The organism is Sphingomonas horti (assembly GCF_009753715.1).
In the GTDB taxonomy this organism is placed as follows: Bacteria; Pseudomonadota; Alphaproteobacteria; order Sphingomonadales; family Sphingomonadaceae; genus Sphingomonas_B; species Sphingomonas_B horti.
This window is the reverse complement of the sequence record NZ_WQMS01000013.1, coordinates 302,801-318,035: the sequence shown is the minus strand read 5'-3', so window position 1 is coordinate 318,035 and position 15,235 is coordinate 302,801. Positions and strand designations below refer to the sequence as shown.

At 68.0% G+C, this 15,235-nt stretch carries 15 protein-coding genes; 10 read left to right on the top strand and 5 right to left on the bottom strand.

All coding sequences use genetic code 11. The annotated features are described in order from the left end of the window. Positions 1–12 precede the first annotated feature (12 nt). Positions 13–285, top strand: a complete 273-nt coding sequence (locus tag GON01_RS11100; protein ID WP_157027417.1) for a chorismate mutase — start codon at positions 13–15, stop codon at positions 283–285. Here the strand turns inward: GON01_RS11100 and GON01_RS11095 are convergent. The 5 genes from GON01_RS11095 to rpiB form a co-directional block, all read right to left on the bottom strand. Further along, positions 282–1,379 (bottom strand): TrmH family RNA methyltransferase, encoded by a 1,098-nt coding sequence (locus tag GON01_RS11095; RefSeq protein WP_157027416.1) that lies wholly within the window; start codon positions 1,377–1,379, stop codon positions 282–284. The genes GON01_RS11100 and GON01_RS11095 overlap by 4 nt on opposite strands. A 98-nt stretch (positions 1,380–1,477) precedes the next feature. Beyond that, entirely contained in the window at positions 1,478–1,945 is a 468-nt protein-coding gene (nrdR, locus tag GON01_RS11090) for a transcriptional regulator NrdR (protein ID WP_157027415.1), read from the bottom strand. A 1-nt stretch (position 1,946) separates the two neighbouring features. Further along, positions 1,947–2,120 (bottom strand): hypothetical protein, encoded by a 174-nt coding sequence (locus GON01_RS11085; RefSeq protein ID WP_181600055.1) that lies wholly within the window; start codon positions 2,118–2,120, stop codon positions 1,947–1,949. Positions 2,121–2,122: 2 nt separating this feature from the next. After that, complete coding sequence (glyA, locus tag GON01_RS11080) at positions 2,123–3,436, bottom strand: serine hydroxymethyltransferase (protein WP_157027413.1); 1,314 nt, start codon at positions 3,434–3,436, stop codon at positions 2,123–2,125. Then, positions 3,433–3,882 carry a ribose 5-phosphate isomerase B gene (rpiB, locus tag GON01_RS11075; protein WP_157027412.1) on the bottom strand — a complete coding sequence of 150 codons (450 nt, stop codon included), beginning with the start codon at positions 3,880–3,882 and terminating at the stop codon, positions 3,433–3,435. The genes glyA and rpiB overlap by 4 nt, the downstream gene beginning before the upstream one ends. 172 nt (positions 3,883–4,054) lie before the next feature. Here rpiB and GON01_RS11070 point away from each other — a divergent pair, with 172 nt between their 5' ends. The 9 genes from GON01_RS11070 to GON01_RS11030 all read left to right on the top strand — a co-directional run bounded on the left by GON01_RS11070 (position 4,055) and on the right by GON01_RS11030 (position 15,215). Continuing rightward, positions 4,055–4,588 (top strand): GNAT family N-acetyltransferase, encoded by a 534-nt coding sequence (locus tag GON01_RS11070; protein ID WP_181600054.1) that lies wholly within the window; start codon positions 4,055–4,057, stop codon positions 4,586–4,588. Between the two features lie 110 nt (positions 4,589–4,698). Then, a complete protein-coding gene (locus tag GON01_RS11065; RefSeq protein WP_157027411.1) occupies positions 4,699–5,184 on the top strand; it encodes a hypothetical protein in 486 nt (161 codons plus the stop codon). Positions 5,185–5,332: 148 nt separating this feature from the next. After that, complete coding sequence (gene ahcY, locus GON01_RS11060) at positions 5,333–6,739, top strand: adenosylhomocysteinase (RefSeq protein ID WP_181600053.1); 1,407 nt, start codon at positions 5,333–5,335, stop codon at positions 6,737–6,739. Positions 6,740–6,804: 65 nt separating this feature from the next. Further along, positions 6,805–7,200 (top strand): hypothetical protein, encoded by a 396-nt coding sequence (locus GON01_RS11055; RefSeq protein ID WP_157027409.1) that lies wholly within the window; start codon positions 6,805–6,807, stop codon positions 7,198–7,200. Between the two features lie 76 nt (positions 7,201–7,276). Beyond that, the gene (locus tag GON01_RS11050) at positions 7,277–10,666 is read left to right on the top strand and encodes an amidohydrolase family protein (RefSeq protein WP_157027408.1); all 3,390 of its coding nucleotides are present in this window, start codon (positions 7,277–7,279) and stop codon (positions 10,664–10,666) included. Positions 10,667–10,694: 28 nt separating this feature from the next. Next, positions 10,695–13,049, top strand: coding sequence for a sensor histidine kinase (locus GON01_RS11045; protein WP_181600052.1), 2,355 nt, complete (start codon positions 10,695–10,697; stop codon positions 13,047–13,049). Further along, on the top strand, positions 13,046–13,489 hold the full coding sequence (tsaE, locus tag GON01_RS11040) for a tRNA (adenosine(37)-N6)-threonylcarbamoyltransferase complex ATPase subunit type 1 TsaE (protein ID WP_181600051.1): 444 nt from the start codon (positions 13,046–13,048) through the stop codon (positions 13,487–13,489). Before GON01_RS11045 ends, tsaE begins: the two co-directional genes overlap by 4 nt. Beyond that, positions 13,486–14,457 carry an aminoglycoside phosphotransferase family protein gene (locus tag GON01_RS11035; RefSeq protein WP_157027545.1) on the top strand — a complete coding sequence of 324 codons (972 nt, stop codon included), beginning with the start codon at positions 13,486–13,488 and terminating at the stop codon, positions 14,455–14,457. Before tsaE ends, GON01_RS11035 begins: the two co-directional genes overlap by 4 nt. Next, positions 14,454–15,215, top strand: coding sequence for a nucleotidyltransferase family protein (locus GON01_RS11030; RefSeq protein ID WP_157027407.1), 762 nt, complete (start codon positions 14,454–14,456; stop codon positions 15,213–15,215). The genes GON01_RS11035 and GON01_RS11030 overlap by 4 nt, the downstream gene beginning before the upstream one ends. The last annotated feature ends 20 nt before the right edge of the window (positions 15,216–15,235 follow it).

The window sequence follows — 15,235 nt, the reverse complement described above, 5'->3', positions numbered from 1 at the left end:
GAGTGCCGGACGATGACCGAAGTGCGCATGGGCGTAGATGCCGTGGACCGGGAGCTGGTGCAGCTGCTCAAGCGCCGCTTCGGCTATATGGACGCGGCCGCCCGCATCAAGCCGGAGCGCGGGCTGGTCCGCGACGAGCCGCGCAAGGCGCAGGTGATCGAGAATGTGCGCCGGCACGCGGCCGAGGCCGGCATCCCCGATCAGCCGATCGCCGACTTGTGGGACCGGCTGATCGAAGCCTCGATCGCCTATGAATTCGAGAAATTCGACCGGATGCGCGGCTAGCGCTGTTGCCGGCCAAGCGCGCTCAGCACGCCGCGCAGGGTCCGGATTTCAAGGCTGTTCCAGGCCGGCCTGGTGAGCACGCCGCGCAGCGTGCGCTTCGTCGCCCGGACCCGCTCGGGCGGGGCGAAATAGCCGGTCGGCTCCAGCAGCGTTTCGAAATGCCCGATCAGCGCCTCCAGCTCGGCATGCGGGGCCGGGGGCAGCACGTCGGTCGCGGTCGGCTGCACCAGGCCCGCGCCCCCCTCGGCTGTGCCGGGGGCATGCTTCGACCATTCATAGGCGAGCAGGATCACCGCCTGGGCAAGGTTCAGCGAACCGAATTCGGGGTTGATCGGCACCGTCACGATCGCGCGGGAAAGAGCCACGTCCTCGGTGTCGAGCCCGGACCGCTCGGCGCCGAACAGGATCGCGCTGCGGCCAGGCGCGGAGCGGATGCCGCGCGCCGCCTCCTCGGGCGTCAGCACCGGCTTGGTGATGCCGCGCTTGCGCACCGTGGTGGCGAAGATGTGCGCGCAATCCCCGACCGCTTCGGCGGTGGTGTCGAAAACACGGGCGTGTTCGAGCACGCTGTCGGCGCCCGAAGCCGCGGGGCCGGCGGACGGGTTCGGCCAGCCGTCGCGCGGCGCCACCAGCCGCAGCTCCGTCAGCCCGAAATTGAGCATGGCGCGCGCCGCCTTGCCGATATTCTCACCCAGCTGCGGCCGGACCAGGACGATGATGGGGGGAGGGGGAGTGGCGGGATTCCTCCTGGCCCGTTCGTCCCGAGTAGCCGTCGAGCTTGTCGAGACGGCGTATCGAGGGATCGACTCCGAACGGGATTTCTTGTGCCCCGCCGCCGACACGCCATCCCAATCGCCCCGGATCAGCGCTTCCTTCTTTGCCTGGGACCAGTTCTTGATCTGGCGCTCTGCGGCCAGCGCCTCATGGCGGCTTGGGAAGGACTCGCTCCAGACGAGCTCCACCGGACGGCGGCTGCTGGTCCAGCCGCCGAATTCACCGCTCTGATGTTGAGCGACGCGGATTTCGAGATCTTCGGTGTGACCGGTGTAGAAGCGACCGTCGCTGCAGCGGAGCATGTAGGTGTAAAAAGCCATTGCGGCACGCGGTCCCTCGATATGCCGTCTCGATACGCTCGCTTGCGCGAGCTACTCGACGGCTACTCGGGACGAACGGGAAGGGAAAGACCGACAGCCTATTTTGACGGATCCCCCGCTTCCGCCACCGCCCCCGCAAACTCATGAAAGTCGCGCGCTTCGGCGAAGTCCTTATAGACGCTGGCGAAGCGGATGTAGGCGACGCTGTCCAGCCCGCGCAGCGCCTCCATCACCAGTTCGCCGATATGCTTGGCCGCGACCTCGTTTTCGCCGCTGGTCTCGAGCTGGCGCTGGATGCCGCTGATCAGCCGTTCGATGCGGACCGGATCGATCGGCCGCTTGCGGCAGGCGATCGCGACCGATCGGGCGAGCTTCTCGCGGTCGAACGGCTCGCGCCGGTCCTCGCTTTTCACGACCGTCAGGTCGCGAAGCTGGATGCGCTCAAAGGTGGTGAAGCGGGCCGCGCAGCCTTCGCACTGGCGCCGGCGCCGGATCGCGGCGCCGTCATCGGTCGGCCGGCTGTCCTTGACCTGGCTGTCCTCATGTCCGCAATAGGGGCAGCGCAACTCAGCCCCGCCGCTTGTGGATGCGGTAGGCGGCGATCGCGCCGCCGATCAGGCCGCCGGTGAACCAGGTGACGATCGGGAGCGGCATGCCCAGCACGGCGCCGATCGCGGCGCCGGTGAGCAGCTCCTTGGTATCGGGCGACATGCTGCCGTCAGGCCGGCGCTTCAGGTCCATGCTCAGAGCTCCGGATAGATCGGGAAACGTTCGCACAGGGCGCGGACGCGGGCGCGGACATCCGCCTCGACCGCGGCATCGCCATGCTCGCCCTTGGCGCGCAGACCGTCAAGCACGTCGGCGATCATGTCGCCGATCTCGCGGAACTCGGCCGGGCCGAAGCCGCGCGTGGTGCCGGCGGGCGAGCCGACGCGGATGCCGCTGGTCTTGACCGGCGGCAGCGGGTCGAACGGGATGCCGTTCTTGTTGCAGGTGATGGCGGCGCGCTCCAGCGCCTCGTCGGCGTCCTTGCCGGTGACGCCCAGCGGCCGCAGGTCGACCAGGGCCAGATGCGTGTCGGTGCCGCCGGCGACCAGGTCGGCGCCGCGCTCCTTCAGCCGGCCGGCGAGCACCTTCGCATTCTCGACGACGGCAGCGATATAGCTGCGATAATCGGGGCGCAAAGCCTCGCCGAACGCAACCGCCTTGGCGGCGATCACGTGCATCAGAGGGCCGCCCTGAAGGCCCGGGAACACCGCCGAGTTGATCTTCTTCGCGATCCCCTCGTCGTTGGTCATCACCATGCCGCCGCGCGGGCCGCGCAATGTCTTGTGCGTGGTGGTGGTGACGACATGCGCGTGCTCGAAGGGGGAGGGGTGCAAGCCCCCGGCGACGATGCCCGCGAAATGAGCCATGTCGACCATGAACAACGCGCCGACCTCATCCGCGATCTGGCGGAAGGTGGCGAAGTCGATGATGCGCGGATAGGCCGAGCCGCCGGCGATGATCAGTTTCGGCTGGTGCTGCTTCGCCAGGTCGCGCACCTGGTCGAAATCAATCAGGTGGGTGTCGGGCCGCACGCCATATTGCACGGCGTTGAACCATTTGCCCGACATCGCCGGCTTAGCGCCGTGGGTCAGGTGGCCGCCGGCATCGAGGCTCATGCCCATGATCGTGTCGCCGGGCTTGGTCAGCGCCAGCATCACCGCGCCGTTGGCCTGCGCGCCCGAATGGGGCTGGACGTTGGCGAAGCCGCAGCCGAACAGCTGCTTGGCGCGCTCGATCGCCAGCGTCTCGACCTCGTCGGACGGTGCGCAGCCCTGGTAATAGCGCCTGCCCGGATAGCCCTCGGCATATTTGTTGGTGAAGACAGAGCCCTGCGCTTCCAGCACTGCCTTGGAGACGATGTTCTCCGACGCGATCAGTTCGATCTGATAGCGTTCGCGCGCGATCTCGTGCTCGACGCCGGCGAAGACCTGCGGGTCCGCCTCGGCCAACCGCCGCGTGAAAAAGCCTTCGAACTGAACGTCGTGCAGCGTCTGCGGATGAGTGCTCATGCGGGTTCCCTGGCGGATGCGGAGAGTTTGTCGACGCGGCGCTGGTGGCGCCCGCCGAGGAAATCGGTGGCGAGGAACGCCTCGATGCAGGCCTTGGCCATGTCCGGCCCGATCAGGCGCGCGCCCATCGCGATCACGTTGGCGTCATTATGCTTGCGCGCGAGGCGGGCGGACAGCGGCTCCGATACCAGCGCGCAGCGGCAGGCCGGGTTGCGGTTGACCGCGATCGAGATGCCGATGCCGGAGCCGCACAAGGCAATTCCCTGATCCGCGTCTCCCTTCTCGATGGCGGCGGCGAGACGGTAGCCGAAGTCCGGATAGTCGACCGACGCCTCGGTCGCGGTGCCGAGATCGAGCACCTCGTGCCCGCGCTCGCCCAGCCAGTCGCGCAGCATCGTCTTCAGCTCGACAGCAGCATGATCGGAGGCGATGGCGATGCGGGTCATGGCTCTTTCCTGAATCGTTGCGCGGTCTTTAGGATTGGGCCCGCGGAATTGCCACAGCGTATGACCCAAAACCCGTTCGGGCTGAGCTTGTCGAAGCGCTTCCTTCTTCTTACGACGAAGCAGAAAGCAAAGGGAGGGCTTCGACAGGCTCAACCCGAACGGAGTCCTCGTCGTGCCTATCCGAAGCGCACCCGAAATCCGCACCGAGCGCCTGCGCCTGCGCCCCCATCGGCGCGACGATGCCGCGGATATCGTCAAACTCTGGCAAGACCCGGCCGTCGTGCATCACTTCGGCGGCCAGCCGGTCGCGGCTGAGGACTGCTGGAACCGATTGCTCCGCTATGTCGGCCATTGGGCGGTGAACGGCTATGGCCTTTGGGCGGTCGAGGAGCTGGAGACCGGGCGCTTCATCGGCGACGTTGGGTTGTTCGAGGGGCGGCGGGGGCTGGGCGAGCGCTTTGACAGTGCGCCCGAAGCGGGCTGGGTGCTGCTGCCCGCCGGGCACGGCAAAGGCTATGCCCGCGAGGCGATGAACGCGGCCCTGCGCTGGGGCGAATCGGAGCATCGCTGGCCGCGCACGGTTTGCATGATCGACCCGGAGAACCTGCCCTCGATCCGCACCGCCCAGGCGCTCGGCTATGCCGAATATGGACGGGGCAGCTATCGCGGCAAGGAGCTGGTTTTGCTCGAGCGCACTAAGCCCTGAAAAGAAACAGCTTTTCCGGCGCGTTAACCGGATTTCAAAAGACTCCCGACAAGCTCGATCCCGCAGGATGGGAACGGTCGCGCTGATGCGGCCGCAGATCGGGGACTTTTATGGGGATCATCGACAAGGGGCTTGCCGCTGCCGCCGCGGCCGCGATGCTGGCCACTCCGGCCAGTGCCGCCTGCTGGACCGACGCCGCCTACCAGGCCGCGCAGGTCCGCGAACTCGACACGATGCTGATGGTGCAGGCGCTGCGTTGCCGCAAGACGTCCGCCAGCTTCCTGACCGAATATAACCGTTTCGTTCAGATCAGCCGCCCGGCGCTGCTGAAGGCGAATGCGGAGCTGAAGGCCCATTTCGGCGGCCTCAATGCCTATGACAATTACATGACCACGGTCGCGAACCGCTACGGTGCGGGCACCGGCGACCTCGATTGCGCGGACACCGCGTCGATCGTCCGGGCGGCGGTGGCGACCAAGGGTTCGGCCGAGGCGCTGTACCGCCTCGCTGCCGATGCCCGGATGGAGCCGGCGATCGACGGCGCGCGCTGCCGCGGCGTGACCAAGGCGCCGCTGACCTACGCGTCCAATCGCTAAGACATATATGCCCCGCCCCGATCTCTGGGGGGCATATAAAGATATCTTTATATTTGCCTTGAGCGCTTCACGGCGCTAAGGGCTCCGGCAACCCGGCCGTCCGCGACTCTGCAGACGGCCGGTTTTGTTCTTACGCCGGAGATTGCCCGTGGCCACCGTTCTCGAAGCCAAAGATTATGTCGTCGCCGACCTGAGCCTTGCCGATTTCGGCCGCAAGGAGATCGAGATCGCCGAGACCGAAATGCCCGGCCTGATGGCGCTGCGCGAGGAATATGGCGCGGAGCAGCCGCTGAAGGGCGCGCGCATCACCGGATCGCTGCACATGACGATCCAGACGGCGGTGCTGATCGAGACGCTGACCGCGCTCGGCGCGCAGGTGCGCTGGGCAAGCTGCAACATCTTTTCGACCCAGGACCATGCTGCCGCCGCGATCGCCAGGTCGGGCGTGCCGGTGTTCGCGGTGAAGGGCGAGACGCTCGAGGAATATTGGGATTACGTCGTCCGCATCTTCGACTGGGGGCAGGACATGACTGCCAACATGATCCTGGACGATGGCGGCGACGCGACGATGTTCGCGCTGTGGGGCGCGCGGGCCGAGGCGGGCGAGGAGCTGTTCACGCCGACCAATGAGGAAGAGGAAATCTTCGTCGCCACGCTGAAGCGCTTCCTCGCGGAACGTCCGGGCTACCTCACCAGGACCGTGCAGACGATCAAGGGCGTGTCGGAAGAGACCACCACCGGCGTCCACCGGCTGTATGACCTCGCCAAGAAGGGCAAGCTCCCGTTCCCGGCGATCAACGTCAACGACAGCGTCACCAAGTCGAAGTTTGACAATCTCTATGGCTGCAAGGAATCGCTGGTCGACGCGATCCGCCGCGCGACCGACGTGATGCTGGCCGGCAAGGTCGCCTGCGTCGCCGGCTTCGGCGATGTCGGCAAGGGTTCGGCCGCGTCGCTGCGCAACGGCGGTGCCCGCGTGCTCGTCACCGAGATCGATCCGATCTGCGCGCTGCAGGCGGCGATGGAAGGCTATGAAGTCGTGACGATGGAAGAGGCGGTGAAGCGCGCCGACATCTTCGTGACCGCCACCGGCAACGCGGACGTGATCACGCTCGATCACATGCGCGAGATGAAGAACATGGCGATCGTCTGCAACATCGGCCACTTCGACAGCGAGATCCAGATCGGCGCGCTCGCCAACATGAAGTGGACCGAGATCAAGCCGCAGGTCGATGAGGTCGAGTTTCCGGATGGGAAGAAGATCATCGTGCTCGCCAAGGGGCGGCTGGTGAATTTGGGCTGCGCGACGGGGCATCCGAGCTTCGTGATGTCGTCCTCTTTCACCAACCAGACGCTGGCGCAGATCGAGCTGTGGAAGAACCACGCCAGCTACAAGAACGAAGTGTACGTGCTGCCCAAGCACCTCGACGAGAAGGTGGCGATGCTGCACCTGGAAAAGCTGGGCGTGAAGCTGACCAAGCTCAGCAAGAAGCAGGCCGACTATATCGGCGTATCGACCGAAGGCCCGTTCAAGCCGGACCATTACCGCTATTAACCGCGATTGAGAGAAACCGGAGCGCCTGTCCGCTGTTTTCCCGGCATGGTTGAAGGGAGAACAAGGTGCTCTGGCTGATCGGCGCCGCGCTCGGCACCGTCGCATTGCCGGCGCAGGCGGCGGCGGCGGAATGGTGGTGGGTCGCGGGCGACTCGCACGATGCGGCGGCGGTGTTCGCCGATGCCGGCAGCATTCGCCGCGACGGCGACCGGGCGAGCGTGCGCGCGGTCCGCATCACCCGCGACGGCGCGGCCAGCATCGCGAGCTGGTCGGGCCGTTGCGACGGTGTTCATGCCGAGACCGCCCCCCTCGCCCACTTCGCCTGCGGAAGCGATGCCGATCGCATGCGCCAGGCGGCGATCCTGCCCGGCCTCAGTCCGGCCGAGGCGGCGCGGGCGATCTTCGGGGTGCGCGGGCTCGGCGCCGATCGGCAACGGACTGGCGCTCGTCGAACGGACTGATCACATAGCCTTGTCGGGCAGGGCGGTTTGTTCCTAGAGCAGTCCCCCAGAATAGAATCCTGGGGATGCTCACGACATGACGATTCGATTGACCGCGCTGCTGGCCGGATTGCTGGCGACGACCTCGGCCTTTGCGCAGGCGCCGACCCCGCCAAAGCCCCAGCCGCAACCGGTCGAGGAGACCCAGGCGCCTGAAAACCAGGTGCTCAATCCGGAGCAGCGCAGCGCGCCACTGCCGCCCACCGGTGCCACGACGCCGGCAGTGAACCCGGCCCAGCCAGAAAAATGGGACGTGAACGCACCCCCGGGCATGGCCACGCGCCAGATCGCGGTCGACGTGCGCGAAGGCAGCTGGATGAACACCGACGTGTCACCCGACGGGCGATGGATCGCGTTCGACCTGCTGGGCGACATCTACACCATTCCAATCGCCGGCGGCACGCCGACCCGGATCGCGGAAGGCCTGGCCTATGAGCAGCAGCCGCGTTTTTCGCCCGACGGCAAGCGCATCGCCTTCGTCTCCGACCGCGGCGGCGGCGACAATATCTGGGTGATGAACGTCGACGGCTCCGACAAACGGCAGGTGACGAAGGAGGACTTCCGCCTGCTGAACCAGCCGAGCTGGAGCCCGGACGGCCGCTTCATCGTCGCCAAGAAGCATTTCACGACCGGGCGTTCGCTCGGCACCGGCGAGGTGTGGCTGTATCACGTCTCTGGCGGGGGCGGCGTGCCGCTCGTCAAGCGCGCAAGCGAGCAGCTGCAGAAGGAGTTGGGCGAGCCGATCTTCGCGCCCGACGGCAAGAGCGTCTATTACGAACGCAACGTCACGCCGGGCCCGATCTTCGAATACGCGCAGAACTCGAACAGCGACCTGTTCCACATAGAGAATTACGACCTCGAAACCGGCGAGGTGACGACGATCGCGTCGGGGGCGGGTGGGTCGGTGCGGCCGACGCCATCGCCGGACGGCAAGAAGATCGCCTTCGTGCGGCGCGAGCGCACCAAGTCGAAGCTTTACGTGCGCGACCTCGCCTCGGGCGAGGAGCGCAAGATCTACGACGATCTCGACCAGGACGTGCAGGAGACCTGGGCCGTGACGGGCGTGTACCCGAACATGGCCTGGACGCCGGACGCGAAGAGCGTCGTCTTCTGGGCGGGCGGCAAGATCCGGCGCGTCAACGCCGACGGCACGGGCGCCGCCGAAATCCCTTTCCACGTGCAGGACACGCGGGTGGTGATCGACGCTACCCATCCGCAGGTGGAGGTCGCTCCCGACAGCTTCACGACCAAGATGCCGCGCTGGGCCACCGTCTCGCCGGACGGGCGGCAGGTCGTGTTCGAAACGCTCGGCAAGCTCTGGGTGAAGCCGATGGCTGGCGGCACGGCGCGGCGGCTGACCAACGCCAAGGACGACAGCTTCGAGATGTACCCGACCTGGTCGCGCGACGGGCGGACGATCGCCTTTGTCGACTGGACCGACCTGGGAGTGGGGCGCGTCCGTACCGTCTCTGCGAGCGGCGGGACGGCGAAGGACGTGACGACGCAGCCCGGCCATTATGCGCGGCCGCAATTCTCGCCCGACGGCAAGACGATCGTGTTCGAGCGCGTCGAGGGCGGCTTCCTGACCTCCGACAAATGGTCGAACGATCCCGGCGTCTACAAGGTCGCGGCAAGCGGCGGGGCCCCGGCGCGCGTCGCGAAGGACGGCGCAGTGCCGCAATTCGGCGCGGCCAGCGACCGGGTGTTCATGATCGTGAGCGAGCGGGGCAAGCGCCAGCTCGTCTCGACCGACTTGAGCGGCCAGGCGAAGCGGGTCCATGCGACCGGCGAGCTGGTCAACGACTATGAAGTCTCGGCCGACGGCCGGCTGCTCGCGTTCCGCCAGAATTACGAGGCGTTCGTGATGCCGCTGATGCCGGGCACGCAAGACGTATCCGCCGACCAGAAGGGCGGGCCGCTGCCAGTGACGCGGGTCAGCGCCGAGGGCGCCGACTTCATTCACTGGTCGAACGACGGGCGGCAGCTCCACTGGAGCATGGGGCCGACCGTGTTCACCGCAGACTCGGCGAGCTTCTTCCAGCTCGCGCCCGCCGGCGAGAATGCCCCGAAATTCCAGCCGCCGCGGACGGGCGTGAACCTGTCGATGCAGGTCCCGGCCGACAAGCCGACCGCCACCATCGCGCTGACCGGCGCGAAGATCGTCACCATGGCGAGCAAGGACGGCGGCATCGTCGAGGATGGCGTGATCGTGATCCGCGGCGACCGCATCGTCGCGGTCGGCCCGCGCGGCTCCACGACGATCCCGGCCGGCGCCAGGACAATCGACGTTGCCGGCAAGACGATCATCCCCGGCCTGGTCGATGCGCATGCGCACGGCCCGCAGGGCGAGGACGGGCTGGTCCCGCAGCAGAATTGGTCGAATATCGTCAATCTGGCGATGGGAACGACGACGATTCACGATCCCTCGGCACGGGCGTCGGAGATCTTCGTCGCGTCCGAGATGCAGCGGGCGGGCAAGATGCTGGCACCGCGCATCTTCTCGACGGGCGAGATCATCTACGGCGCCAAGGCGCCTGACGTGTACGCGGAAATCAACAAGTACGAGGACGCGCTGGCCGATGTGCGCCGCCTGAAGGCGCAGGGCGCCCATTCGGTCAAGAACTACAACCAGCCGCGCCGCGAGCAGCGGCAAATGATCGTGCGCGCCGCCCAGGCCGAGAATATGGAGGTCGTGCCGGAAGGCGGCTCGCTGTTCACGCTGGACATTACCCATATCCAGGACGGCAACTCGACGGTCGAGCACAACGTGCCGCTCAACGTCTTCTACGACGACCTAGTCCAGTTCTGGACCCAGACCAAGACCAATTACACGCCGACCCTGGTGGTGACCTATGGCGGACCCGCGGGCGATCCCTATTGGCGATCGCATACCGACGTGTTCCGCCAGCCCGTGCTGATGCGGCACATTCCGCCCGGCATCCTGGCATCGCAGAACACGCGCCGCGAGATCGCGCCCGAGGAAGACTATGTCGACGACGACAGCGCGCGCGAGGCCAAGAAGCTCGCCGACAAGGGCGTGCAGGTCGCGATCGGCGCGCACGGCCAGCAGGCGGGGATGGGTGCGCATTGGGAGCTCTGGTCGTTCGTCCGCGGCGGCTGGTCGCCGCTCGAGGCGCTGCGCGCCGGCACGATCATGGCGGCGACCTCGCTCGGCTATGCGAAGGACGTCGGCTCGCTGGAGCCGGGCAAGCTGGCCGACCTTCTCGTGCTCGACGCCGATCCGACCGAGAACATCCGCAACAGCGAGAAGATCAGCCGCGTGATGCTGGGCGGCCGCATGTTCGACCCGCTGACGATGAATGAGGTCGAGACCGGCAGCCGGAAGCGTCAGCCCTATTGGTGGGAAGCGTCCGGCAGCGCTTCAGCCGGCCGGGCGGGCGCGTCGCACAGCGATGGGGATATCTGATCCAGGCAAGTCCGGCTAAGACGCTCGCGTGCTCCAGCTGACGACCTCCGCGGCCGCGATTGTCGGCGCGCTCCTTGCCCTCTGGCTCGGGGCCGCCGCCTGGGCGCTCGCGACCGGGCTGCGGCTGCGGCGTAGCGCCCAGGAGGCGGCGCTGCGCAGCAGCCGGCTGCAGGCGCTGATCGGCGCGGCGCCGGCGCTGATCGTGCTGGTCCATGCGGACGGCACGCTGGAAGGGTCAGACCGCCTGGCCGACTGGATGGGGCTCGACGAGCAGCCGGCGACGCTCGACGCGCTGACGGCGGCGGACAAGGGACTTTCGGAGGCCGATCTCGAGGCGCTGCGCGACGATGTCCGGCTTGCCCAGTCGACCGGCAAGGCGGTCTACCGCTCATTGCGGCCGCAACAATCGAACCGCACCTTCACCGTGCGCGGCGGGCCCGCGCCGCCCGGCGTGGCCGAGCCGGGCGCGGCCATTCTCTATCTGTTCGACGCCACCCAGGTGCGCGGCGAAATCGCGCGGCTGACCGACGAGGCCGATCGGCTGGCCAAGGCCTTCGACGCGCTCTCCGGGCTGATCGAGGCGTCGCCCATTCCGATGTGGCATCGCGGGCCGGACCTGAAGCTGACGCTCGTCAACACCGCCTATGTGAAGGCGGTCGAGGCGGAGAGCGCCGCGGACGTGATCGCGCGCGGGGTCGAGCTGGTAGAGGCGGCGCCGGGCCGGAACCCGATCGCAGCTGCGGCCGCCGCGCGCGACGGCGACCGCACCATTTCCCGCGTCCTGCCCGCCACCGTGGGCGGCGAACGGCGTAGCCTTTCGGTCGTCGACGTGCCGCTCGGCAAGGCAGGAGTGGCGGGCTATGCCATCGACGTCGAGGAGCTGGAGCAGGCGCGCGTTGCGTTCCGGCGCTTCGCCGAAGCGCAGCGCGACCTGCTCGACCGTCTGTCGGCCGGCGTCGCGCAGTTCGCGGCGGACCGGACGCTCAGCTTTCACAACCAGGCTTTCATGCGGCTGTTCGCGATGAAGTCCGAATGGCTGTCGGAGGGCCCCGAGTTCGACCGGGTGATCGAGCGGATGCGCGAGGCGGGGCGGCTGCCGGAAGTGCGCGACTTCCGCGCCTGGCGCAACGAGCGGCGCGGCTGGTTCACTGCCGCCGACGAAGGGCAGGAAGAAGCGTGGATGCTGCCGGGCGGCGTTCACCTGCGCGTCGTCGCCCAGCCCCTGCCCGATGGTGGGCTGCTGCTCATCTTCGAGGACCGGACCGAGCAGGTCGCGCTGGCGAGCGCGCGCGACACGCTGCTGCGGGTGCGGGCGGCGACGATCGACAACCTGTTCGAGGCGATCGGCGTGTTCGCGGCCGACGGGCGGCTGCAGCTTTGGAACCAGAAATTCCGCGAGGTCTGGGACCTCGACGAGAGCTTCCTGACCGCGCACCCGCGCGTCGACCATCTGGCCGAGGCGGCGGGCCGCCAGCTCGCCAACCCCTCCCGCGCGGCGGTGATCCGCGAGCTGGTGCGGGTGGCGACGCAGGAGCGCAAGCAGCGCAGCGGCCGCGTCGCGTTGAAGAACGGCCGGCATTTCGAGTTCGCCGCGGTGCCGCTGCCCGACGGCAACGCGCTGTTCACGATGCTCGACATTTCCGACAGCCGCCGGATCGAGGCCGCGCTCAGGGATCGCAACGAGGCGCTGGAGGACGCCGACCGCGTCAAGACCGCCTTCGTCGCGAACATGAGCTATGAACTCAGGACACCGCTAACCTCGATCGGCGGCTTCGCGGAGATGCTGGCAGGCGGCTATGCCGGTCAGCTGGCGCCGGCCGCAGACGAATATGTCCGGGCGATCCTCGATTCGGTGGCGCGGCTGAGCACCCTGATCGATCATGTGCTCGACCTGACGCAGAGCGAGGCCGGGGGACTGCCGCTGGAGCGCAAGTCGGTCGACATGCGCCGCGTCGCGCGCGAGGCGTGCAAGGCGGCGGAGTCGGCGGCGGCCGAGAAATCCATCGAATTCGTGGCCGAGCTCGACAAGAGCCTCGGCACGCTGCACGGCGATGCGCGGCGGATCCGGCAAGTGCTCGACAATCTGCTGGCCAATGCGATCCGCTTCACGCCGCCCGGGGGCCGCATCCTGCTGAAGGGTGAAGGATTCGCGGAAACGGCGCGGATCGTGATTTCCGACAATGGCCCCGGCATGACGCCGAAGGAGCAGGCGCGCGCATTCGACCGCTTCAGCCGCGCGACCGGCGAGGGCGAGCGCGGCGCCTCGCTGGGGCTTGGCCTTCCGCTCGCGAGACAGTTCGTCGAGGCGCATGGCGGCTCGCTGAGCCTGGCGTCGGAGCCGGGCCAGGGCACCGCCGTCACGGTCGAGCTGCCGCGGACGTGATCCTCCGGGACGAGGCGGCCACGCTCGCAGCGGGCGCGGAATTGGCGGCGCTGGCGAAAGCGGGCGACGTGATCACCCTTTCGGGCGAACTGGGCGCGGGCAAGACGACGCTCGCGCGCGGCCTGCTGGCAGCGCTGGGGCTGCAAGGCGAGGCGCCGAGCCCGACCTTCGCGATCGTGCAGGCCTATGGCCCCCCGGAAACGCGCCTGCCCGTCGCTCATGTCGACCTGTACCGGATCGAGCATCCGGAGGAGGCGGAGGAGCTCGGGGTGGACGAGCTGCGGGGCGATCACCTGCTGCTCGTCGAATGGCCGGAACGGCTGGGCGCAGAGTTTTGGCGCGGGGCGCTCAGGCTGCGGATCGAGGCGGCGGCGGAGGGCGGGCGGCGCTTGACAGCGGACGTGCCGCCGTCATGGGAGGCGCGATGGTCGCCCCGATGAATCCGCCTGCCGCCGCGCCCGAATTCCTGAAGCGCGCGGGCTGGCACGATGCCGAAATCCTGCCGCTTGCCGGCGATGCCTCGTTCCGACGCTATTTCCGGGTGGAGGCGCCCGGCCGGCATGCGGTTCTGATGGATTCGCCCGCGCCGCACGAGGATCCGCGGCCGTTCCTGACGGTCGCCGAGCACCTGATCGCGATCGGCCTGTCGGCTCCGCGGACGCTTGCCGCCGACCTGGAACAGGGGCTGGTGCTGCTCGAGGATTTCGGCGACGCGCGGATGCGCGAGGTGCTCGACGCCGCGCCCGAGGCGGAGCTGCGCATCTATTCCGACGCGGTCGACCTGCTCGCGCGGCTGCACAAGCATCGTGCCGCCGACCTGCCGCCCTATGACGAGCAGGAATATCTGCGCGAGGCGGGACTGCTGACCGAATGGTTCGCGCCGGCGGTCGGGCTGGACCTGGATCCGGGCAGCTATCGCGTGGCCTGGTCCGAAGCGCTTGCCCCGCTGCTGCACGACCGGTCGGTCACGGTGCTGCGCGACTATCACGCCGAGAACATCATGCTGATCGAGGGCCGCGAGGGGATCGAAGGCCTGGGCCTGCTCGATTTCCAGGACGCGCTTGCGGGGCATCCGGCCTACGACCTGGTGTCGCTGCTGCAGGACGCGCGCCGCGATGTGCCGAAAGCGCTCGAAGCCGACATGCTGAACCGCTATTTGGAGGCGACGCGCCCGGGCGAGGGTTTCACCGATGCCTATTGGCTGCTCGGCGCCCAGCGCAACGCCAAGATCGTCGGCATCTTCACGCGCCTGTGGAAGCGGGATGGCAAACCGCGCTATCTCTCCTACCTGCCGCGCGTCTGGGGTTATCTGGAACGGGATCTGGCGCAGCCGGCGCTGGCGCCGGTCCGCGCCTGGTTCGACGCCAACATCCCCGCCGACAAGCGCGGCAGCGCGACGATCGCATGAGCCGCTACAGGAAGCCGCTCGCGCTGCGCCCGCAGCCGGACGCGCCGCCGCTCGACACCGCGATGGTGCTGGCGGCCGGGCTCGGCAAGCGGATGCGCCCGCTGACCGCGACCCGGCCCAAGCCGCTGGTCGTGGTCGCCGGCAAGCCGCTGCTCGACCATGCGCTCGACCGGCTGAAGGCGGCGGGGGTGAAGCGGGCGGTCGTCAACGTCCATTACCTCGCCGACGCGCTCGAAGCTCATCTGAAGCGCCGGGTGCAAGGGATTGATATTGCTATCTCTGATGAACGGGAGCAATTGCTCGACAGCGGCGGCGGGCTGGTCAAGGCGCTGCCGCTGATCGGCGATGATCCGTTCCTGGTCGTGAACAGCGACAGCCTCTGGGTCGACGGGCCGGCCGACTCGATCCGCGCGCTGGCGGCGCGCTGGAACGACGCGGAGATGGACGCGCTGCTGCTGCTGGTGCCGTTCGCCCGCGCCAATGGCTATCCGGGCCGCGGCGACTTTCACATGGACGGGGCCGGACGGCTCAGCCGGCGCAGGCCGGGGCGAGTGGCGCCGTTCGTGTACACGGGCGTGCAGATCCTCTCGAAGCGGCTGTTCGAAGGCGCGAAGCCGGAGCCGTTTTCGCTGAACCTGCTCTGGGACCGCGCGATCGCGCAAGGCCGCGCCTATGGGCAGGTGCACAACGGCTTGTGGTTCGAGGTCGGCACGCCGCCGGCGGTCAAGCTGACCGAAGCCATGCTGGCCAGGGAATAGCGCCAAAGCGGAACAAAAGG

Excerpts from the sequence above, each read along its gene's own strand:
- GON01_RS11065 (WP_157027411.1), top strand. The coding sequence starts at position 4,699 with ATGGGGATCATCGACAAGGGGCTTGCCGCTGCCGCCGCGGCCGCGATG.
- GON01_RS11100 (WP_157027417.1), top strand. The coding sequence starts at position 13 with ATGACCGAAGTGCGCATGGGCGTAGATGCCGTGGACCGGGAGCTGGTG.
- rpiB (WP_157027412.1), bottom strand. The coding sequence starts at position 3,882 with ATGACCCGCATCGCCATCGCCTCCGATCATGCTGCTGTCGAGCTGAAG.
- GON01_RS11035 (WP_157027545.1), top strand. The coding sequence starts at position 13,486 with ATGAATCCGCCTGCCGCCGCGCCCGAATTCCTGAAGCGCGCGGGCTGG.
- glyA (WP_157027413.1), bottom strand. The coding sequence starts at position 3,436 with ATGAGCACTCATCCGCAGACGCTGCACGACGTTCAGTTCGAAGGCTTT.
- GON01_RS11095 (WP_157027416.1), bottom strand. The coding sequence starts at position 1,379 with ATGGCTTTTTACACCTACATGCTCCGCTGCAGCGACGGTCGCTTCTAC.
- GON01_RS11085 (WP_181600055.1), bottom strand. The coding sequence starts at position 2,120 with ATGGACCTGAAGCGCCGGCCTGACGGCAGCATGTCGCCCGATACCAAG.
- GON01_RS11030 (WP_157027407.1), top strand. The coding sequence starts at position 14,454 with ATGAGCCGCTACAGGAAGCCGCTCGCGCTGCGCCCGCAGCCGGACGCG.
- GON01_RS11050 (WP_157027408.1), top strand. The coding sequence starts at position 7,277 with ATGACGATTCGATTGACCGCGCTGCTGGCCGGATTGCTGGCGACGACC.